Annotated in this window: 17 protein-coding genes; 9 read left to right on the forward strand and 8 right to left on the reverse strand. The window is 66.4% G+C overall.

Annotated elements, in window-relative coordinates:
* Positions 1-14 precede the first annotated feature (14 nt).
* From gcl to ACSFB7_RS17455, 3 genes are read left to right on the forward strand one after another with little or no spacing between them, the layout of a single operon-like run.
* The gene (gcl, locus tag ACSFB7_RS17445; RefSeq protein WP_435472275.1) at positions 15-1,808 is read left to right on the forward strand and encodes a glyoxylate carboligase; all 1,794 of its coding nucleotides are present in this window, start codon (positions 15-17) and stop codon (positions 1,806-1,808) included.
* 13 nt (positions 1,809-1,821) lie between these two features.
* The gene (gene hyi, locus ACSFB7_RS17450; protein WP_435472277.1) at positions 1,822-2,607 is read left to right on the forward strand and encodes a hydroxypyruvate isomerase; all 786 of its coding nucleotides are present in this window, start codon (positions 1,822-1,824) and stop codon (positions 2,605-2,607) included.
* 20 nt (positions 2,608-2,627) lie between these two features.
* Complete coding sequence (locus ACSFB7_RS17455) at positions 2,628-3,536, forward strand: 2-hydroxy-3-oxopropionate reductase (RefSeq protein ID WP_435472279.1); 909 nt, start codon at positions 2,628-2,630, stop codon at positions 3,534-3,536.
* A 335-nt stretch (positions 3,537-3,871) separates the two neighbouring features.
* On the opposite strand, the gene ACSFB7_RS17460 is transcribed toward ACSFB7_RS17455, so the two are convergent.
* On the reverse strand, positions 3,872-5,212 hold the full coding sequence (locus ACSFB7_RS17460) for an NAD(P)/FAD-dependent oxidoreductase (RefSeq protein WP_435472281.1): 1,341 nt from the start codon (positions 5,210-5,212) through the stop codon (positions 3,872-3,874).
* Between the two features lie 217 nt (positions 5,213-5,429).
* On the opposite strand from ACSFB7_RS17460, the gene ACSFB7_RS17465 reads away from it, so the two are divergent.
* Positions 5,430-7,733, forward strand: a complete 2,304-nt coding sequence (locus ACSFB7_RS17465; protein WP_435472283.1) for an NADP-dependent malic enzyme — start codon at positions 5,430-5,432, stop codon at positions 7,731-7,733.
* Between the two features lie 69 nt (positions 7,734-7,802).
* Here the strand turns inward: ACSFB7_RS17465 and ACSFB7_RS17470 are convergent, their stop codons facing one another.
* From ACSFB7_RS17470 to ACSFB7_RS17480, 3 genes are read right to left on the reverse strand one after another with little or no spacing between them, the layout of a single operon-like run.
* Positions 7,803-8,594: an aspartate/glutamate racemase family protein gene (locus ACSFB7_RS17470; protein WP_435472285.1), complete on the reverse strand. Its 792-nt coding sequence runs from the start codon at positions 8,592-8,594 to the stop codon at positions 7,803-7,805.
* A gap of 31 nt (positions 8,595-8,625) precedes the next feature.
* Positions 8,626-9,690 (reverse strand): S-methyl thiohydantoin desulfurase domain-containing protein, encoded by a 1,065-nt coding sequence (locus tag ACSFB7_RS17475; RefSeq protein WP_435472287.1) that lies wholly within the window; start codon positions 9,688-9,690, stop codon positions 8,626-8,628.
* A gap of 54 nt (positions 9,691-9,744) precedes the next feature.
* Positions 9,745-11,406: an OPT/YSL family transporter gene (locus ACSFB7_RS17480; protein ID WP_435472289.1), complete on the reverse strand. Its 1,662-nt coding sequence runs from the start codon at positions 11,404-11,406 to the stop codon at positions 9,745-9,747.
* Between the two features lie 159 nt (positions 11,407-11,565).
* Between ACSFB7_RS17480 and ACSFB7_RS17485 the strand changes: the two genes are divergently transcribed.
* The 4 genes from ACSFB7_RS17485 (at position 11,566) to ACSFB7_RS17500 (ending at position 15,143) form a co-directional block, all read left to right on the forward strand.
* A complete protein-coding gene (locus ACSFB7_RS17485; protein WP_435472291.1) occupies positions 11,566-12,339 on the forward strand; it encodes an IclR family transcriptional regulator in 774 nt (257 codons plus the stop codon).
* A 128-nt stretch (positions 12,340-12,467) separates the two neighbouring features.
* Entirely contained in the window at positions 12,468-13,502 is a 1,035-nt protein-coding gene (locus tag ACSFB7_RS17490) for an ABC transporter substrate-binding protein (protein ID WP_435472293.1), read from the forward strand.
* Positions 13,502-14,359, forward strand: coding sequence for an ABC transporter ATP-binding protein (locus ACSFB7_RS17495; RefSeq protein ID WP_435472295.1), 858 nt, complete (start codon positions 13,502-13,504; stop codon positions 14,357-14,359). Before ACSFB7_RS17490 ends, ACSFB7_RS17495 begins: the two co-directional genes overlap by 1 nt.
* Before the next feature lie 13 nt (positions 14,360-14,372).
* On the forward strand, positions 14,373-15,143 hold the full coding sequence (locus ACSFB7_RS17500) for an ABC transporter permease (protein ID WP_435472297.1): 771 nt from the start codon (positions 14,373-14,375) through the stop codon (positions 15,141-15,143).
* 61 nt (positions 15,144-15,204) lie between these two features.
* Here ACSFB7_RS17500 and ACSFB7_RS17505 read toward each other — a convergent pair whose 3' ends face one another.
* Positions 15,205-16,164 carry a DUF3829 domain-containing protein gene (locus ACSFB7_RS17505; protein WP_435472299.1) on the reverse strand — a complete coding sequence of 320 codons (960 nt, stop codon included), beginning with the start codon at positions 16,162-16,164 and terminating at the stop codon, positions 15,205-15,207.
* Positions 16,165-16,260: 96 nt separating this feature from the next.
* Complete coding sequence (locus tag ACSFB7_RS17510) at positions 16,261-16,491, reverse strand: oxidoreductase-like domain-containing protein (protein ID WP_435472301.1); 231 nt, start codon at positions 16,489-16,491, stop codon at positions 16,261-16,263.
* 73 nt (positions 16,492-16,564) lie between these two features.
* Between ACSFB7_RS17510 and ACSFB7_RS17515 the strand changes: the two genes are divergently transcribed.
* Positions 16,565-17,767: an acyltransferase family protein gene (locus tag ACSFB7_RS17515; protein WP_435472303.1), complete on the forward strand. Its 1,203-nt coding sequence runs from the start codon at positions 16,565-16,567 to the stop codon at positions 17,765-17,767.
* Here ACSFB7_RS17515 and ACSFB7_RS17520 read toward each other — a convergent pair.
* Positions 17,703-19,049 (reverse strand): sensor histidine kinase, encoded by a 1,347-nt coding sequence (locus ACSFB7_RS17520; RefSeq protein ID WP_435472305.1) that lies wholly within the window; start codon positions 19,047-19,049, stop codon positions 17,703-17,705. The two genes, ACSFB7_RS17515 and ACSFB7_RS17520, sit on opposite strands and share 65 nt — an antisense overlap.
* Complete coding sequence (locus ACSFB7_RS17525) at positions 19,046-19,729, reverse strand: response regulator (protein ID WP_435472307.1); 684 nt, start codon at positions 19,727-19,729, stop codon at positions 19,046-19,048. Before ACSFB7_RS17525 ends, ACSFB7_RS17520 begins: the two co-directional genes overlap by 4 nt.
* Positions 19,730-19,773: the final 44 nt, after the last annotated feature.

Raw genomic sequence — 19,773 nt, forward strand, 5'->3', positions numbered from 1 at the left:
CAAGGAGACATTCAATGGCAAAGATGACAGCGATCCAGGCTGCGGTTCTGGTGATGGAAAAGGAAGGCGTGACCCAAGCCTTCGGCGTGCCCGGCGCGGCAATCAACCCGCTGTATTCGGCGCTGCGCCAGCGCGGCACGATCTCGCACATCCTCGCGCGCCACGTCGAGGGCGCCTCGCACATGGCCGAGGGCTACACCCGCGCCATCGCCGGCAACATCGGCGTGTGCATCGGCACCTCGGGGCCGGCGGGCACCGACATGATCACCGGCCTGTATTCGGCCTGGGCCGACTCCATTCCCATTCTTTGCATCACCGGCCAGGCGCCGCGCGCCCGGCTGTACAAGGAAGACTTCCAGGCAGTGGACATCGAATCGATCTCCAAGCCCGTCACCAAGTGGTCGGTCACGGTGCGCGAGCCCGGCCAGGTGCCACAGGTCTTTCAACAGGCCTTTCACCTGATGCGCTCGGGCCGCCCGGGCCCGGTGCTGATCGACCTGCCCTTCGACGTGCAGATGGCGCAGATCGAATTCGACATCGACAGCTACCAGCCGCTCGTGCCGTACAAGCCGGCCGCCAGCCGCGCCCAGATTGAAAAGGCCATCGGCATGCTGAACGCCGCCGAACGCCCGCTGATCGTGGCCGGCGGCGGTGTCATCAACGCCGATGCGGCCGACCTGCTGGTGCGCTTTGCCGAAGCCACCGGCGTGCCGGTGATCCCCACGCTGATGGCCTGGGGCGCGATTCCCGACGACCATCCGCTGATGGCCGGCATGTGCGGCCTGCAGACCAGCCACCGCTATGGCAACGCGACCATGCTGGCGAGCGACTTCGTGCTCGGAATCGGCAACCGCTGGGCCAATCGCCACACCGGTTCGGTCGAGGTCTACACCAAGGGCCGCACCTTCGTGCACGTGGACATCGAGCCCACGCAGATCGGCCGCGTGTTCACGCCCGACTTCGGCATCGTGTCCGATGCCAAGGCCGCGCTCGAACTCTTCGTGCAGGTGGCCGAGGAAATGAAGGCCGCGGGCAAGCTGCCGAGCCGCAGCACCTGGGCCGGTGAATGCCGCGACCGCAAGAAGACGATGCTGCGCAAGACCAACTTCGCCGACGTGCCGATGAAGCCGCAGCGCGTGTACCAGTGCATGAACAACAACCTGGACCGCGACACCTGCTACGTGAGCACCATCGGCCTGTCGCAGATTGCAGCGGCGCAGTTCCTGCACGTGTACAACCCGCGCCACTGGATCAACTGCGGCCAGGCCGGCCCGCTGGGCTGGACCATTCCCGCCGCGCTGGGCGTGCGCGCCGCCGACCCGACGCGCAAGATCGTCGCGCTCTCCGGCGACTACGACTTCCAGTTCATGATCGAAGAGCTGGCCGTGGGCGCGCAGTTCAAGCTGCCGTACATCCACATCGTGGTCAACAACTCCTACCTCGGCCTGATCCGCCAGGCGCAGCGCGGCTTCGAGATGGACTACTGCGTGCAGCTCGCGTTCGACAACATCAACGCCGCGCCCGACGCCGGTGTCGAGAGCAGCTACGGCGTGGACCACATGAAGGTGGTCGAGGGCCTGGGCTGCAAGGCGATCCGCGTGAGCAAGCAGGAAGAAATGGCGCCCGCCATCGCCCGCGCCGAAGCGCTGATGGCCGAGTTCAGCGTGCCCGTGGTCATCGAGGTGATGCTGGAGCGCGTGACCAACATCGCGATGGGCACCGAGATCGACGCCATCAACGAATTCGAACCGCTGGCCGAGAGCACGGCCGATGCACCCACGGCCCTTGCCGTGGCGATGCTGGATTAAGGAGACCCGCCACATGCCCAAGTTCGCAGCCAACCTCACGATGCTCTTCACCGAGCTGCCTTTCATGCAACGCTTCGAGGCCGCCGCCAAGGCCGGCTTCAAGGGGGTCGAGTACCTCTTCCCCTACGCCTTCGAGAAGAAGGAGCTGGCCGCCGCGCTGCGCGACAACGGCCTGCAGCAGGTGCTGCACAACCTGCCGGCCGGCGATTGGGACAAGGGCGAGCGCGGCATCGCCTGCCACCCGGACCGCACCGGCGAATTCGCCGAGGGCATTGCCATGGCCATCGACTACGCGACCGCGCTCGGCTGCCCGCAGGTCAACTGCCTGATCGGCAAGATTCCGCCCGGCGCCGACATCAACGTGGTCAACCGCACGGTAATCGACAACCTGCGCCTGGCAGCGCGCGAGCTGGAAGCCGCGGGCCTGCGCCTGCTGATCGAGCCGATCAACAGCTTCGACATTCCGGGCTTCTTCCTCACACGCACCGACAAGGCGCTGGCGCTGATCGAAGCCGTGGGCTCGTCGAACCTGCGCGTGCAGTACGACATCTATCACGCGCAGCGCATGGAAGGCGAACTGGGCAACACGCTGACGAAGCACCTCGCGCAGATCGGCCACATCCAGCTGGCCGACAACCCCGGACGCGGCGAGCCGGGCACTGGCGAAATCAACTACCCGTGGCTCTTCAGGCACATCGACGCACTGGGCTACGACGGCTGGATCGGCTGCGAATACAAGCCCCGCACCGACACGGTCAACGGCCTGGGCTGGCGCGAAGCCCTCACGCAACCGCAATGAACAACACAGGAAAAGAAGACATGGCAACACAACAAAAAATCGGATTCATCGGCCTCGGCATCATGGGCGCGCCCATGGCGGAGCACCTGCTCAATGCGGGCTTCGAGCTGTTCGTGAACACGCACGGCAACACGCCGGAGCCCTTCGTCTCGAAGGCCACGATCTGCGCCTCGGGCGCGGAGGTGGCGCGCAAGGCCGACGTCATCTTCATCATGGTGCCGGACACGCCCGACGTGGAGAAGGTGCTGTTCGGCGAACCGGGCAAAGAAGGCGTGGCCGCGGGCCTGAAGGACTCGCACAGCAAGATCGTGGTCGACTGCAGCTCCATCGACCCGATTGCCACCAAGGACTTCGCGCGCCGCATCACAGCGCTGGGTGCGGGTTACATCGACGCACCGGTCTCGGGTGGCGAAGTGGGCGCCAAGGCCGCGAGCCTGACGATCATGTGCGGCGGTGACGAAGGCACCTTCGGCCGCGTGAAGCCGCTGCTCGACAAGATGGGCAAGAACGTGACGCTGGTGGGCGGTGCGGGCGACGGCCAGGTGTGCAAGGTGGCCAACCAGATCATCGTGGCGCTGAACATTGCAGCCGTGGGCGAGGCGCTGGTGTTCGCCTCGAAGGCCGGAGCCGATCCCGCCAAGGTGCGGCAGGCGCTGATGGGCGGCTTTGCCAGCTCGCGCATTCTGGAAGTGCATGGCGAGCGGATGATCAAGCGCACCTTTGCGCCGGGGTTCCGCATCTCGTTGCACCAGAAGGACCTGAACCTGGCGTTGCAGAGTGCGCGTTCTTTGGGCGTGTCGTTGCCGCAGACCGCCAATGCGGCGCAGCTCATGAATGCTTGTGCGGCACTGGGATATGGCCAGTTGGACCACTCGGCGCTGGTCAAGTCGCTGGAAGCGCTGGCTCAGCACACTGTTGCGCCGGACTGAACTTCCGTTGAGTTACCGGGGGCGGGGGCGGGTTCATTCAGGGCGGGTGCGAATGACACCAGGTGCTCCCCTCCGCGAATGTCCCCCGGGGCGCTGCGCGCCCCTCCTCCTTTATTTCGCTGCGGGGAGCACCTGGTGCCATTCGCACATGGACACGCTGCTAGTGATCTCGCGATCAACGACTGCTCTGTCCAACGCTCGCGTCGATACGGGGCTCTTTTTCGCGAAATAAAGGAGGAGCGAAGCGGGGGACATTCGCGAAAAAGAGCACCGTGTCGGCGTGAGCGTCGCCCTGAATAGCAGCGCAAAAAATCCGAACAGTGCCCAACAAGAGATCAGCTCTTCGCCGTCTCCAGCGATTCCTTCAGGTTGCGTCGACGCCATGCCCAGGTCTTCACAGCCTGCGGCAGGATGCCGATGCACGACACGTAGTACGTCACCTTGAAGCCCCAGAAACGCGGCCCGATCGGCGTGTCGCGGAACAGGTCGCCGGCCAGGATGGACAGCAACGCCTCCTGCATCCGCCAGATGTTGCGCGGCGCCATGAACAGGCGGCGAATGGCCGGCGAGGTGATGCGGTAGATGAACCACGAGAACATCTTCGGCCCGCGCTTCATGACCTTCTCGTAGTGCCGGAAGGCCTTCTCGGCCTCCTTCGCCTCGCCCTTGAGCCAGAAGTCGGCCGCGGTGGCGGCCTCGAAGCCGCTGTTCATTGCCAGGTACACGCCCGACGAGAACATCGGATCGACGAACGCATAGGCGTCGCCGACCATCATGAAACGGTCGCCCCGGCAGAACTTCGAGTCGTAGGCGTAGTTGCCAGTGGAGGTCGCGCCCTCCATCAGCGTGGCGTTCTTCAGGCGCGCGGCCAGTTTGGGCGCGAGTGCGATGGTTTCCATCAGGAACTCTTCGAGCGAACCCTTGCGGCGCTTGAAGTAGGCCGGCGATGCCACCGCGCCCACGCTGACCGTGCCGTCTTTCAGCGGGATGTACCAGAACCAGCCATGGTCGAACCAGAACAGCGAAATGTTGCCCTCGAAGCGACCCGGCCGGCGCTCGGCGTTGGCGAAGTGGCCATAGAGCGCGGCGCTTGCATGCTTGCGGTTGCGCTGCTTGGCGTCGAACTGGTTCGACAGCAGCGTGTCGCGCCCGCTCGCGTCGATCACGAAGCGCGGGCGCCAACTGGTCTCGGTGCCGTCGTCGGCCTTGACCTTCAACAACGGGCGGTTGTCAGGCGTGCCCTTGCCGGCGTCCATGTCCACGCCGGTGACGCGCTGGCCCTCGAAGGTGCGCGCGCCCCGGTTGCCGGCGTGGCGAAACAGCAGTTCATCGAATTCCGAACGGCGCACATGCACCGCATAGGGAAAACTCTTGTCCATCGCCTGGCCGAAGTCGAAGTGGCTGCTGTGGTCGTGCCAGGGCGAGACGAACTCGGCGCCGTGCTTGCGCAGGCCGATGGCCTCGACCTCGGTGCGCACGCCCAGCCGGTCGAACAGCGGCATGTTCATCGGCAACAGCGATTCGCCGATATGAAAGCGCGGATGCTGCGCCTTCTCGATCAACACCACGTCATGGCCCTTGTCGGCCAGCAGTGCGGCCACCGTGGAGCCCGAAGGGCCGCCGCCGATGACCACGACGTCCGGGTCGGTGCCGGTGAAAGGTCCGGGTGTCGTCATGCGCTGCCCCTCTGTTGTCGTTTTGTATCGTGGTTGACGATGCCCCAATTAACTTTGGGTAACAGTGCCGCAGTTTAGCGAACCGGCCAGCCGGGCCGATCCGGCGGAAGATATACATCCAGGCGTTATCGATCCAGGCCTTTTCGGCATTCCCCCTCTCAGAACAAGCCGCGCTTTTGCGGTAGCCTCATTGCCCGTCAGAAACAAGGAGACATTCATGGCTGCACCCCTTTCCCCGGCAGAAGAAGCACTTCGCGAAGCAGCGCGCGAGTACCACCGGTCGCCCGTCAAGGGCAAGATTTCGGTCACCCCGACCAAGCCCCTGCTGAACCAGCGCGACCTGTCGCTGGCCTATTCGCCAGGCGTGGCCTATCCCTGTCTCGACATCGAGGCCGACCCGTCGCTGGCCAACGAATACACGGCGCGCGGCAACCTCGTGGGCGTCATCACCAATGGCACCGCCGTGCTGGGCCTGGGCAACATCGGCCCGCTGGCCGCCAAGCCGGTGATGGAAGGCAAGGGGTGCCTGTTCAAGAAATTCGCCGGCATCGACGTGTTCGACATCGAGCTGGCCGAGAACGACCCCGACAAGCTGGTCGACATCATCGCGGCGCTGGAGCCCACGCTGGGCGGCATCAACCTGGAAGACATCAAGGCGCCCGAGTGCTTCTACATCGAGAAGAAGCTGCGCGAGCGCATGAACATCCCGGTGTTCCATGACGACCAGCACGGCACGGCCATCATCTCGGCCGCAGCGCTGCTCAACGGCCTGGAGCTGGTCGGCAAGAAGATCGAGGACGTGAAGATCGCGGTGTCGGGCGCCGGCGCCGCCGCCATTGCCTGCCTCGACGTGATGGTGGGCCTGGGCGCCAAGCCCGCCAACATCTACGCCTGCGACTCCAAGGGCCTGATCTACGCCGGCCGTGCCGGTGGCTTCGACGAATCCAAGACGCGCTACGCCCAGAAAGACACCGGCGCCCGCACCCTGGCCGACGTGGTGAAGGACGCCGATGTGTTCCTGGGCTGCTCGGCCCCCGGCGTGATGTCGGCCGAGATGGTCAAGACCATGGGCACGCAGCCGATCATCCTGGCGCTGGCCAACCCCGAGCCCGAGATCCGGCCCGAGCTGGCCAAGGCCGTGCGGCCCGACTGCATCATCGCCACCGGCCGTTCGGACTACCCGAACCAGGTCAACAACGTGCTGTGCTTCCCGTACATCTTCCGCGGCGCGCTCGATTGCGGCGCCACCAAGATCACGGAAGAAATGAAGCTGGCCTGCGTGCGCGAGATCGCCGACCTCACCAAGGCCGACATCAGCGAAGAAGTGGCCACCGCATACGCCGGGCAAGAGCTGGCCTTCGGCCCCGACTACATCATTCCCAAGCCCTTCGATTCGCGCCTGATCCTGCGCATCGCGCCGGCCGTGGCCAAGGCTGCCGCCGCCTCCGGCGTGGCCACGCGCCCGATCGAGGACATGGAGGCCTACCGCCAGCACCTGACACGCTTCGTCTACCAGACCGGCATGTTCATGCGCCCGGTGTTCACCGCCGCCAAGCTGGCCACGGCCAAGCGCGTGGCGTACGCAGAAGGCGAAGACGAGCGCGTGCTGCGCGCCGTGCAACTGGCCGTCGATGAAGGCCTGGCACAGCCGATCCTGGTCGGTCGCCCCGCCGTGATCGAGGCGCGCATCAAGAAGGCCGGCCTGCACATCCGCGTGGGCACCGACTTCGAGATCGTCAACCCTGAAGACGACCCGCGTTTCCGCATCTACTGGGAAAGCTTCCACAAGCTCATGGGCCGCCGCGGCGTCACGCCCGAGGCCGCCAAGACGATGGTGCGCCGCTCCAACACCACCATTGCCGCGCTGATGCTGCACCTGGGCGACGCCGACGCGATGATCTGCGGCCTGGTCGGGCGCTTCGACGTGCACCTGGAGCACATCCGCAACCTGATCGGCCTGAAGCGCGGCGCGCCGGGCTTCGCGACGCTGAATGCGCTCACGCTCGAAAAGCGCACGGTCTTCATCACCGACACCAACGTGAACGAAGACCCGAGCGCCGAGTTGCTGGCCAGCATCGCGATGATGGCCGCCGAGGAAGTGCGCCGCTTCGGCCTGCCGCCCAAGGTGGCGTTTCTCTCGCACTCGAACTACGGCACGTCGAGCCGCGCTTCGGCGCGCAAGATGCGGCTGGCGCGCGACCTGTTCTCGCAGATGGCACCGGACATCGAGTGCGATGGCGAAATGCACGGCGACTCGGCCCTGTCCGAAGAAGTGCGCCGCACCGCCCTGCCCGAGACCACGCTCACCGGCGAAGCCAACCTGCTGGTGTGCCCGAACCTCGATTCGGCGCACATCCTCTACAACGTGCTGAAGATGACCGGCGCGAACGGCATCACGGTCGGCCCGATCCTGCTGGGTGCAGCGGGCTCGGCGCACGTGCTGACGCCTACGTCGACCGTGCGGCGCATCGTCAACATGACGGCGCTGGCGGTGGCGAATGCGACGACTGCGCTGAAGTAAGCCTGTTTTTGTGCCATTGAAAACGCCCCGCTGCGGTCATCGCAGCGGGGCGTTTTTTCTTTGCGTCGCTCAGGCGTGGAAAGGCGATGCGATGGGCACCTGCGCCGGGTCGAAGACATTCCAGGCCAGCAGCTCTTCGGCTTCAGGCGGCGGCTCGCAGCCGCCGACGCGGCTGGGCTTCCAGCCGAAGCGCTGCTTGGTATCGGCCAGCGCCTCGGCGCGCTTGAAGGCCGCCAGCGCCGAATCGATGACGGGCACGCCCAGCACGTCCTGCAGTTGCTTGTAGAAGCCGAACTCCAGCGTGCAACCGAGGATCAGCGCCTCGGCGCCGTCTTCGTCGATGGCGCGGCGGCCCTGCTCGACCATGCGGCGCACGGTCTCGTTGCGGTCGCGCTGGAAGTCTTCCACGCCCAGTTGCAGCGCGCGGCACGAGGCCAGCAGATGGCCGTGGCCGTACTCGCGCACGCGCGACTCGATGCGCGGCACCCACTTGCGGCGCCCGACGATGATCGACACCTTCTGCGCCAGGTTCGATGCGATCTCGAACGACGCCTGGCATGGCGCGACCACCACCGTTTCGCCCGAGATCTCGCGCGCCTCGACCAGCACCGGGTCGTAGAAGCAGCCGACCACCACGGCGTCGAACTGCTTCACGGCGGCATCGCGCACCACACGCACGATGTCGGCGCCCAGCAGCGCCTCGTAGCTCTGGTATTCGACGTGGTGCTGCACCGAGGGGTTTCGCAGCGACACCACTTCGACTTCGGTGCCTTGGTTCTTCACCTCGGCGAACTCACGGGCAAAGCGTTCGTTGTAAGTGTCGTTGCCGACGGTCCGTATCCATCGCACGCGCAATGTCATGGTGATTTCTCCCTGTGTGGGTTTGAACGGATCAGGCCAGCGCTTCTTCTTCAGGCGCGAAGGCCTCGCCCAGCGACTTTTCCAGCGGCCGGTACAGCTCGGGCATGAACATCGTGCGCGAGAGCAGCAAGCGTGCGCGCGGCGCGACCATCACGCGCAGCTTCGCGCCCTGACGCACGTGCGCCGACACCACCGGCTGGCCGTCATCCGAGAAGGTCATCACCAGATCGGGGAAGCGGGCGATGCGCTTGCCGCCTTGTTCCAGCAGCATGTATTCGTTGATGAAGCGCAGCCTGGTGCCGGCCGCGTCGTCGAGTTCGACCACGCCCACATCCAGCCCTTCCTGCTGTTCGCAGCGGTAGGTGCGCACCGTGCCCTCGGCCACGATCCGGCCATCGAGCGAACGGGCCACGGCGTCGACACCGCCATCGAGATAAGTTTGGCCCAGCGCAATCGCATGGCTGATCGCGCCCGGCGCACCGTGCTGGCGGGCATAGCCCACGCTCACCGGATTGCGCGCCACGGCCACGAGACCGCCCGCCTCCACCGAGGCGCGGCGCACCACGGCGGAAGTCTGTTCGAGCCGGCCCGACACCACGCCTTCGACATAGCGGTGTGGTTCGCCGCCCGAATAGGCCTGCACCGACAGGTAGTCCGGCTCGGTGTGCAGGCCCAGCGCGCCCATCACGCTCGACGGATGCGCGCGACCGTTGCAGGCCAGGTCGATGACGGGCAGGCCGGTCATGGCCGCGTGGAACCAGCCGTTGACCGTGGTCTCGGCGCCGTTCTCGTTGGCATGCAGGCCGACCAGCTTCTGGCCCGCCGGCAGTTCGCGCCGCAGCAGCTCGATGGTGCGCAGCAGGTGCGCGGGCTGCACATGCGGATCGGGCGCGGCCGGCGCGCCGACCAGCGCCATCGTGGCGGTGAGCGCGGTGGGGTCGAACTCGTCGATGCTCCACAGCTGCGGCGTGCCGACCTGCAGCGCGAGCTTCGCGGCGCGCTCGCCGGCTTCGATCAGCCCGCCGCCGCCCCCACCGAGGATGGCGCCGCCCCAGATGGCCGCGCGAACGTCGTCGCTTGTCAGATTGCGTTTCATGGATTCGTTGTTCCTGTGTGATGAAGGGAAGAAGAAAAGGAAAGGCGCACAGCGCTACTTGCGCAGGCTCTTCACGGCGCCCGAGAAGAAGCTGTAGAGCGCATCGCCCGCGATCACGCCGCCTGCAAACACTTCGAGCTTTTCGCGTGCGGACACACCGACCACGCGATGCACGACAAGGCGGCATGCGATGCCGGCCGCGACCATCCAGCCGGCCATCGGGCTCGCGATGAGCAGGCCGGTGGCGAACAGCACGCCCAGTTGCTGGCGCGAGCCGCCCAGCACTTGCAGGATGGCGCCGGGAATCGCCCACAGCGCCAGGTTGCGCGCTGTGTCGCCCGAGATGCCGGCCTTGATGGCGGCCACGTAGGCCGCGTTGATCGGCGCCGTCTGGTGGTTGGCGAAGAACATCTTGTAGGTGCAGGCGACCACGACGATGGCCACCGCAAAGCCCACCATGCCCGCGATCATCTGTTCGCGCCGGCCGTCCAGCTCGAAGGCGGTGCCCGAGGTTTCGCCACGCAGGATGTGGCCGGCCTTCAGGTCGTAGCCCATGTCGGCGAAGGCCGGGCCGGTGGCGGCGGAGAAGCCGGCCAGCACCACCAGCGCCTCGGGCGGAAAGCCGATCAGGATGCCGATGAGCAGCGAGATCAGCGCCACCGCGAATGCGGGGAACCAGCCCGAGTGCATGGCCGCGATGCCGACGATCAGCTCATGCACGAAGGCCGCGAAGGTGCCGTAGATGACGAAGCACACGAGCATCGTGGGCGACATGCCGGTGTACACGCCGGTGCCGACGGCCAGCAGCACCATGATCGCGAGGTAACCGACGCTGCCCAGCCGCAGCGAGCGTCCCAGCGCGGTGGCGCCGCGTGCCTCCTGCGTGTCGGCTGCTGCCGCATTGCGCGAACCGCCGTCGCGCTTCTTCAGCACCACGCGCGCCACCTGCACCAGCGCGACGATGCCGGCGCCGATCATCATGCCGTGCGGCACGTACAGCGTGCCGATGTCCATGCCGAACAGCGGCGTCGAATAGCCACGCACCAGCAGCCCGATGCCGAAGGCGATCATCGCGCCGAGGCCGCCGATCAGCGCCACGCCAAAGGCCGACATCGGCAGCTTGAACACCGCGCCCGCCACACCCGTCGCCAACCCACCCAGCAGCAGCCAGGCCTGCTTGCCACCGCCGTCGCCCGCCTTGATGGCTTCGGCCGCGGCAATGCCCAGCGGCCACGGGTTCTTCGCCGGAAAGGCCGGCGTGTCGAACATGCGGTAAAGCAGCCACGCGTCGAGCAGCATCGCCAGGCTCACGCCCACCAGCATCGGCACCACCATGTCGGGCAGGCCGAAGAGAAAGGGGATGCCGATCGGCAGGAACAGGCTGTTGGCCGCGCCGAAGGTGGCCGACGAAATGCTGGTCTGCGCCAGGTTCTGCGCATGCACCGAGCGAAAGCCCCGGAACATGGCCAGCGGCACGCGCGCCAGCGTCATGGCCGCGAGCGCGCCGATCAGCGAAGTGCTCGGCGTGATGCCCAGGCTCGCCAGCATCTGGATGCCGACGATGGCGCCGAACACGCTCAACACCACCGTGAGGATCAGGTTCGCAGGCGCCAGCGCTTTCGGATGCGGGCCGCTCGATGCCTGCGCGGCCAGCCGCGCCTTCGATGCATCGCCTTCGTCGTGCAGCGGTGCGAGCGCCGTCACTTCATGGGTCATGGTCATTCCTTGAAAGTTCCATTTTTTGGAACTCAATCCAATAAAATAGAACTGAATGATAGATCGGCGCAATCCGCTGTCAAGGCGCGTCCGCACCGATCCGGGAAGACCCCGATGCCGCCGAACCTATGATCCCCAACCCGCCACAAGCCAAGAAATATGAGCACCCTCGCCAACGCCATGGACGTCCTGAAGCTGATCGCGCGGCTGCGCCGCGACATCACGGTGACGGACGTGGTGACCGAGCTGGGCCTGCCGAAAAGCTCGGCCTCGCGCACGCTGAGCATGATGGCCGGCTACGGTTTTCTCGACCGCGACGCGGCCACGCGCGCCTACCGGCCGGGCGGCGTGATCATGGAAGCGTCGTACCACTTCCGCGCCTCGCGCAACACCGCCTCGCTGGTGGAGGAAGCGCTCGACGCGCTGGTGCACGAGACCAGCTTCACCGGCTACATCAACGTGCTCGACGGCATCGACACGCTGGTGATCCAGATGCGCACCGGCGCCGGCGCGCTGCAGATCTACACGCCGCCGGGCAGCCGTGCGCCGGCCTATTCAAGCGCCATGGGCCGCGCGCTGCTGGCCCGCCAGAGCGACGAAGAAGTGACGGCGCTGCTCGGCCCCCGGCTCGACCAGGGCCGCGGCCATGCCCCCAAGACGCGAAAGGATTTGCTCGGCCGGCTGGCCGTGATCCGCGACACCGGCTGGGCGTTGTCGCGCGGTGAATACGTGACCAACGTGGCCGGCATTTCGGCGGCGGTGTTCGATGCCGCCACACGCCAGACCTACGCCTTCGGCATCGCGCTGCCGGCGGAAATGCTGTCGGAGCCGCTCATCGAACGCTTCGGCGCGATCGTGCGCGATGCCGCCAGCAGCGTCGGCAAGCGGGTGGGCGACCCGTATTGGCTCGGCTTCGGTGCATCCAATGCCTGAGATGCAAGGCTAGGCACCACCGGGGCGCGGGCGGCGCACCACCGTGTTTCACCGGAAGGGTTCGCACCAATCGCGTGCGGGCACCGTTTTTGCTTGAATGCCGAAGCACTCACATTCACGGAACTCGCATGAACAAGCGCCAACTGGTCCAGTCCTTCCTCGCCGTTTCGGCCCTCAGCTTCGGCCTCTCTTCGGCCTTTGCCCAGACCCCGACGCCGATCAAGTTCCAGCTCGACTGGCGCTTCGAAGGACCGGCCGCACTGTTCCTGCACCCCGCCGCCAAGGGCTACTTCAAGGCAGCCGGCCTGGACGTGACCATCGACGCGGGCAACGGCTCGGGCGGCACGGTCACGCGCGTGGCTTCGGGTGCGTATGAAATGGGCTTTGCCGACCTCGCGGCGCTGATGGAATTCCACGCCAACAACCCTGACAGCCCGAACAAGCCGGTCGCGGTGATGATGGTCTACAACAACACGCCGGCCTCGGTCATGGCGCTCAAGAAGAGCGGCATCACCAAGCCCGCCGACCTTGCGGGCAAGAAGCTCGGCGCGCCAGTGTTCGACGCGGGCCGCCGTGCGTTCCCGATCTTCGCCAAGGCCAACAACATCGGCGCCGTCAACTGGACCGCGATGGACCCGACGCTGCGCGAGACCATGCTGATGCGCGGCGACATCGACGCCATCACCGGCTTCACCTTCACCTCGCTGCTCAACCTCGAAGCGCGCGGCGCCAAGACGGCCGACGTGGTGATCCTTCCCTACCCCGACTACGGCGTGAAGCTCTACGGCAACGTCATCATCGCGTCGCCCAAGCTCATCAAGGAGAACCCGGCGGCGGTGAAGGCCTTCCTCTCGGCCTTCACCAAGGGCGCGAAGGAAGTCATCGCCAACCCCGCGGTGGCCATCGCCTCGGTGAAGGCACGCGACGGCATCATCGACAGCAAGCTCGAAACGCGACGCCTGCAACTGGCCATCGACACCGTCATCAACAGCCCCGATGCACGCACCGAAGGCTTCGGCGGCGTCAACGCGGGCCGCATGGCGCTGATGGCCTCGCAGGTGTCGGACGCTTTCAACACCAAGACCCGCGTGAGCCCCGATGCCGTGTGGACAGCCTCGCTGCTGCCGCCCGCCGCTGAACTCAACACCGTCCTGCGCAAGTGATGCAGGCAGCCGCACCAGACACCACGGCCCCCTTCGTCGACTTCCAGGACGTCTGGCTCGCCTACAACGAAGAGCTGCTGCGCGAGAACCACTTCGCGGTCGAGGCCATCGACCTGAAGGTCAAGCGCGGGGAGTTCATCGCCATCGTCGGGCCTTCGGGCTGCGGCAAGTCGACCTTCATGAAGCTCACCACCGGGCTGAAGATGCCGTCGATGGGCAAGATCCGCATCGACGGCGAACCGGTCACCGGGCCGCTGAAGATCTCGGGCATGGCCTTCCAGGCGCCCTCGCTGCTGCCCTGGCGCACCACGGTCGACAACGTGCTGCTGCCGCTGGAAATCGTCGAGCCCTACCGCTCGAACTTCAAGGCCAAGCGCAAGGAATACGTCGAGCGCGCGCGCAAGCTGCTGCAGAAGGTGGGCCTTGCGGGCTATGAAGACAAGTTTCCGTGGCAGCTCTCGGGCGGCATGCAGCAGCGCGCGAGCATCTGCCGCGCGCTCATCCATGAGCCCAAGATGCTGCTGCTCGACGAGCCTTTCGGCGCGCTCGATGCGTTCACGCGCGAAGAGCTGTGGTGCATCCTGCGCGACCTCTGGACCGAGCAGCAGTTCAACGTGATCCTGGTCACGCACGACCTGCGCGAGTCGGTGTTCCTGGCCGACACGGTGTATGTGATGAGCAAGAGCCCGGGGCGCTTCGTGGTCAAGCGCGAGATCGAGCTGCCGCGTCCGCGCGAACTCGAACTCACGTACACCAAGGAGTTCACCGACATCGTGCTGGAGCTGCGCGGGCACATCGGTGCCATCCGCAACACGGGCATCAGCGCGGCCCAGACGGCCGCTGCTGCGGCCCATTGAGCGGAGCGCACCCATGAAGAACACCAAGCAAATCGAACGCTGGTCGCCGTGGCTGCTGCTGGTCGCGGTGATCCTGCTGTGGCAGATCATCTGCGCGGGCTTCGAGGTCTCCGACTTCATCTTCCCGAGCCCCTGGCGCATCTGGACGCAGTTCTGGGAATACAAGGAAATCATCGCGGGCCATGCGTGGCGCACCTTCTGGGTCACGATGGCGGGCTTCGGCCTGGCGATCGTGGTGGGCGTGCTGATGGGCTTCGTCATCGGCAGCTCGCGCATCGCCTATGCGGCCGTCTACCCGCTCATGACGGCCTTCAATGCGCTGCCCAAGGCGGCCTTCGTGCCGATCCTGGTGGTGTGGTTCGGCATCGGTGTCGGGCCGGCGATTCTCACGGCCTTTCTGATCAGCTTCTTCCCGATCATGGTCAACATCGCGACCGGCCTGGCCACGCTGGAGCCCGAGCTGGAAGACGTGCTGCGCGTGCTCGGCGCCAAGCGCTGGGACGTGCTCATGAAGATCGGCCTGCCGCGCTCGATGCCCTACTTCTTCGGCTCACTGAAGGTCGCCATCACGCTGGCCTTCGTCGGCACCACGGTGAGCGAGATGACGGCCGCCAACGAAGGCATTGGCTATCTGCTGATCTCGGCCGGCTCGGCCATGCAGATGGGCCTGGCCTTCGCGGGCCTGATGGTGGTGGGCGCGATGGCCATGCTGATGTACGAACTCTTCAGCGTGATCGAGAAGCACACCACCGGCTGGGCGCATCGCGGTTCGCAGAACCAATAGTCCACGGCCACCGTTGCCCGACCGGCACGCGCCCCCCTGCGGCGCGTGCATGCAGCGAGGCTCAATCGCCGCAACTGTTCGACGCGTCGACCGCCTTGTTGCGCATGTCGAACCACTGGTTGGCAGCATCGGCAACCGCCTTGCCCGAACCGCCCTTCATGGCGGTCACCAATGTACGCGTGCCGCCGATCAGCGTGTCGATCTTGTCCTTGTACATCGCGCACACCGGGTCCCATGCGGGCGGCGCCTTCGGGTCCTTGCGCAGCGTGCCGAGTTCGGTGTTCGCGGCGCTCACGGCCTGCAGCGCGATGTCGATGGCGGGCACGTTCTGCGGGTCGTCGAGCGCGAGCTTGACGGCGCTGGCGAGCTTGCGGGTTTCGAGCGATACCTTCAGCTTGTGAAAGCCCACGGTGCCCGGCTTGAGCGTGGCCAGCTCCGCCTCGTCGCGCTTGAGCGTCTGCCCGGACAGGGCGGTGCCGAAGGTTGCAGTGGCCCTGTTGGCCGCGACCAGTGCAGCAACCAGCGGGCCGTCCATCTGGCGCGCCTTGGCGCCCTTGTCGCTCAGGTATTCCTTGGTGCTTTCGTAGGTGCGGGCTTCCTTGATCAACGGGTTGACCGCTTCGAGCGCGGCCTTGAGCGCCTTGCCCGGCTCGTCGAGTTCGGGCAGTGATTGCGTCATGGCCATCGCCTTGTCGAAGGCGCGCAGGGCGTCGTCGACGTCGCCACCACTGAAGCTGTAGCTGTCGAGCGCGGCACCTGCCTTGGCGATCTTCGGATTGGCGCGCTGGTAGTCGCGCAGGATCTTGCCGAAGCTGTGCCATTGCAGCAGCTTGTTGTAGGCCACGACATAGGCGTTGAGCTTTTCGGCCTGCTGCTTCTCGGGCACCACGAGGCCGGCTGGGGCCACCGCAGCCGACGGTGCCGCAGGGGCCTCAGGCTTGCATCCGGCAAGCACGACGACCAACGGCAGCGCAAGAACGGAAACGAGGCGAGCGACATTGCTTCGGCGAAATGCGGTCATGCGGGTTCCTCCTGAATTTGAATCGGCCACTCTAAACGGCGGTGACCGCCGGGGCCTTCAGGTTCGTGTGCTAGTGCATGCCACTGCGACGGCGCCTCAGGCCGAGTCGAGCAGCAGCGAAGCCTCGTCGCGCCAATAGGCCACGGCCGCCAGCCAGCCCTCCCACACGCAGCCATTGCAGCCGCGACCACAGCAGGTGGTGGGCTCGGACGGTGGCACGCGCAAGGCGACCTGCTGCGCCGCGGCTTCGGATTGAATGGCCGCGATCAGCGCCTGGGCGCTGGCAAGGTCGATCGGCTGGGGAAGGTCGAGGTCGGCGAAAGGCATGGGCAGCGGTCGATTGTCGGTGCTTCAGCAGCCCTTCAGGCACGATGCAAAGGGCTCGCACAGAATCGCCGCGATGGCCCGTCTTGCCGCCGCCCTGCTCCCGTTGCAAACCCAAACCACGCTGCCGCGCATGGCGCACGTCGACCTGTTGCGCGGCCTGCTGGTGGTGTTCGTCGTGCTGCTGCACGCGAACCTGCGCATTCCATTTGGTCCACCGGAGTTGGCGCAGTCGCTCGGGCCACGGCTCATGGGCATCCTGTTTCGCAGCGGCTACTACGCGGTGATCGTGTTCTTCGTGGTCTCGGGCTATCTCATCACGAGTGCATCGATACGGCGCTGGGGCGATCTGTCGCAGGTGCGGCCGGCGGCCTTCTATCGCCTGCGCGCCGCACGCATCCTGCCGAGCCTGTTGTTGCTCCTGGTGGTGCTGAGCGCGCTGCATCTGGCGGGCAGCGCGTGGTTCGCGCTGGACACGAACAAGGTCTCGCTGTGGCGCGCACTGCTGGCCGCGCTGGGGTTGCATCTGAACTGGCTGGAGGCACAGGTCGGCTACCTGCCGGGGCCATGGGGCGTGCTGTGGTCGCTGTCGGTGGAAGAAGCCTTCTACCTGGCCTTTCCCCTGCTCTGCGTGCTGATGGGCAACGAGCGGCGGCTGGGCTGGCTGCTGCTCGTGCCGATCGCGCTCGGCCCCTTCGCACGCAGCGTGTTCAGCGACAACGAGCTGTGGCAGGACCACTCGTACCTCTCAGGCATGGACGGCATCGCCTTCGGCTGTCTGGCCGCCCTGCTCGCGCACCGCATGCCCCGGCTGCCGACGGTCGCCATGCAGCGGCTCATGCTGATCGCGGGCGCGGCGCTGAGCGTCGGGGTCTTCTGCTTTCGGAAGGAGGTGTTCCACCTGGGCCTGACGCGCTTCGGCCTTCAGGTGACGCTGCTGGAGATGGGCGTGGCGCTGCTGCTGGCGGTCACGCAGTGGCGGCCGTGGACATGGTGTGCGGGTGCGGTGGCCGCGCCGCTGCGCTGGTTCGGCCGCAACAGCTACGAGGTCTACCTGACGCACATGTTCGTCGTGATCCCCGGTGCGTGGCTGTACCAGCAGGCCGGTGCGCCGGCTGCATGGATTCCGCTCTGGTTCGTGGCAGTGGTCGCCGCCTCGGGCCTGCTGGGGCAAGCGATAGCGCGGTGGTTTTCCGAACCCTGCAACCGGATGCTCAGGCGTCGAGATTCAGCTCCAGCCGCATCTTCGCGCCACCCGATTCGCCCGACCCGATCGTGAGCTGCCCGCCGTGCAGGCGCGCGACCTCGGCGACCAGGTGCAGCCCGAGCCCCGCACCGCGCCCACGCGGCACGAGCCGGTGGAACGGCGCCACCACGCGCTCGCGGTCGGCCTCGGGAATGCCGGGGCCCGAGTCCAGCACCTCGATGCACGACGGCTCGCACAACCGCACCTGAATATCGCAGCCCTGCCCGCCATGCTCGATGGCGTTCTGGATCAGGTTGGCCAGCGCGCGTTCGAGCGAGGGCGCATCGCCGCGCACCATCAGTGCCCGCGGCGCGTCGACCGACAGCGTGCAGCGGTTCATGATCGCCAGCGGCGCAATGTCGGCCGCCGCGCGCTCGCACAGTGCCTTCAGGTCCACCTGCTGGTCGTGCGACGCGATGTGGTCGAGCCGCTGCAGGTCGAGCAGCTGCTCGGCCAGCGTGGCAAGCCGTGCCGAGGCCTGCATCAGCTTCACCTTGAGCGGGCCGCTCGGCAGCCCTTCGAGGTGAATCTGCAGCGTGGTGATCGGCGTGCGCAACTCGTGCGCCGCGTCGGCCAGAAAGCGCTCCTGCCGGTCGTAGCCTTCGTTGAGCCGGTCGAAGGCGCGGTTGACCGCATTGACCAGCGGCCGGATCTCGCTGGCCACGTTGTCCAGCGGCAGCCGCGTGGTGCGTTCGTGCACGTCGATGCTCTCGGCATGCTCGGCCGTGGCCACCACGCCCTTCAGGCCGCGCTTGACCACGAAGGGCGTGGCCAGGATCACGCCGAGGCTGGTCAGCAGCGCCATCGGCGCGACCAGGAACAGGAACACCATGCCCGTGCCCTTGAGCGTGTTCTTGACCGTCAGCGGGCCGCCGGTCTGCACCATCACGTTGACCGGGCCCGCACTGCTTTGCACGCGCTCGAAGCGGGCCTTGGGCTGCGTGTTGTCCGACGAGGGCTCGATGCCCATGCGTTCCATGCCGTTGAATGCGGACAGGAGCGCGACGTACCTCGGCGGCACCTCGCCTTCGCGGATTTCACCGCCCTTGTCATCGCGGGCGATGAACCAGAAGGGCGGATCGGCCTTCCGCAGGCGCTGGAACTCGGACGTCGGCGCCATGACGAGCTTGCCCTGGGCATCGCGGGCCAGCGCCCGCTGGATCACCCCGATGGTCTCCTGCCCGGTTTCATCGACCATGCGGCCCAGCACCCAGACCAGGCCGATGAAGCCGCCCAGCACCAACGAGCCGACCACCACCTGCAGCAGGATCAGGCTCCAGATCAGCCGCCACCGCAGCGAGAGCAGGCTCATCATGGGGAAGACGACGTGGCGCAGATCAGGTAGCCCACGCCGCGTATCGCATGGATCTCGACCTGCGCGCCGGCCTTGTCGAGCTTGGAGCGCAGGCGCGAGACGTGCGTGTCGAGCGCGTTCGACTGGATCTCGTCCTTGTGGCCGTACACGCGGTCTTGCAGGGTTTCGCGCAGCACCGTGCGGCCCCGGTGTTCGAGCAGGGTTTCGAGCACGAGCAGTTCGCGGCGCGGCAGCGTGAAGCTCGACTCGCCCACATGGGCCTGCCGCGCATGGTGGTCGAAGCGCAGTTGCCCCAGCGTCATGACGAGGTTGGCGCGCACGGCGGGGCGTCGCGCCAATGCACGCACGCGCGCCATCAGCTCGTCCATTGAAAAAGGCTTGGCCAGGTAGTCGTCGGCGCCGCCATCGAGGCTGAGCACGCGCTCGGCCACGTCGGTCATGGCGGTGAGCACCAGCACGGCCGTGGCAATCTCGTTCTGGCGCAGGAAGGCCACGAGCGACAGGCCGTCGCCATCGGGCAGCCCGCGGTCGAGCACGATCACGTCATGCTGGGCGCCGAGCACGGCCTCTTCGGCTTCGCGCAGCGAGCTGGCCACATCGACCACCGCCTGGTTCTGACGCAGCGCTGATGCAAGGGCTTGTGCCAGGTCGACTTCGTCTTCGACGAGCAGGATTCTCATGGGGGATGGTGACGCGCTGTTGCTGAAAAAATAAGCGGGTCATT

The organism is Variovorax raffinosi, from assembly GCF_051216615.1.
Classification (GTDB): Bacteria; Pseudomonadota; Gammaproteobacteria; order Burkholderiales; family Burkholderiaceae_C; genus Variovorax.

What these genes read in the sequence shown, in the direction of transcription:
- gcl (WP_435472275.1), top strand. Translation starts at nt 15, where the DNA reads ATGGCAAAGATGACAGCGATCCAGGCTGCGGTTCTGGTGATGGAAAAG.
- hyi (WP_435472277.1), top strand. Translation starts at nt 1,822, where the DNA reads ATGCCCAAGTTCGCAGCCAACCTCACGATGCTCTTCACCGAGCTGCCT.
- ACSFB7_RS17455 (WP_435472279.1), top strand. Translation starts at nt 2,628, where the DNA reads ATGGCAACACAACAAAAAATCGGATTCATCGGCCTCGGCATCATGGGC.
- ACSFB7_RS17460 (WP_435472281.1), bottom strand. Translation starts at nt 5,212, where the DNA reads ATGACGACACCCGGACCTTTCACCGGCACCGACCCGGACGTCGTGGTC.
- ACSFB7_RS17465 (WP_435472283.1), top strand. Translation starts at nt 5,430, where the DNA reads ATGGCTGCACCCCTTTCCCCGGCAGAAGAAGCACTTCGCGAAGCAGCG.
- ACSFB7_RS17470 (WP_435472285.1), bottom strand. Translation starts at nt 8,594, where the DNA reads ATGACATTGCGCGTGCGATGGATACGGACCGTCGGCAACGACACTTAC.
- ACSFB7_RS17475 (WP_435472287.1), bottom strand. Translation starts at nt 9,690, where the DNA reads ATGAAACGCAATCTGACAAGCGACGACGTTCGCGCGGCCATCTGGGGC.
- ACSFB7_RS17480 (WP_435472289.1), bottom strand. Translation starts at nt 11,406, where the DNA reads ATGACCCATGAAGTGACGGCGCTCGCACCGCTGCACGACGAAGGCGAT.
- ACSFB7_RS17485 (WP_435472291.1), top strand. Translation starts at nt 11,566, where the DNA reads ATGAGCACCCTCGCCAACGCCATGGACGTCCTGAAGCTGATCGCGCGG.
- ACSFB7_RS17490 (WP_435472293.1), top strand. Translation starts at nt 12,468, where the DNA reads ATGAACAAGCGCCAACTGGTCCAGTCCTTCCTCGCCGTTTCGGCCCTC.
- ACSFB7_RS17495 (WP_435472295.1), top strand. Translation starts at nt 13,502, where the DNA reads ATGCAGGCAGCCGCACCAGACACCACGGCCCCCTTCGTCGACTTCCAG.
- ACSFB7_RS17500 (WP_435472297.1), top strand. Translation starts at nt 14,373, where the DNA reads ATGAAGAACACCAAGCAAATCGAACGCTGGTCGCCGTGGCTGCTGCTG.
- ACSFB7_RS17505 (WP_435472299.1), bottom strand. Translation starts at nt 16,164, where the DNA reads ATGACCGCATTTCGCCGAAGCAATGTCGCTCGCCTCGTTTCCGTTCTT.
- ACSFB7_RS17510 (WP_435472301.1), bottom strand. Translation starts at nt 16,491, where the DNA reads ATGCCTTTCGCCGACCTCGACCTTCCCCAGCCGATCGACCTTGCCAGC.
- ACSFB7_RS17515 (WP_435472303.1), top strand. Translation starts at nt 16,565, where the DNA reads ATGGCCCGTCTTGCCGCCGCCCTGCTCCCGTTGCAAACCCAAACCACG.
- ACSFB7_RS17520 (WP_435472305.1), bottom strand. Translation starts at nt 19,049, where the DNA reads ATGATGAGCCTGCTCTCGCTGCGGTGGCGGCTGATCTGGAGCCTGATC.
- ACSFB7_RS17525 (WP_435472307.1), bottom strand. Translation starts at nt 19,729, where the DNA reads ATGAGAATCCTGCTCGTCGAAGACGAAGTCGACCTGGCACAAGCCCTT.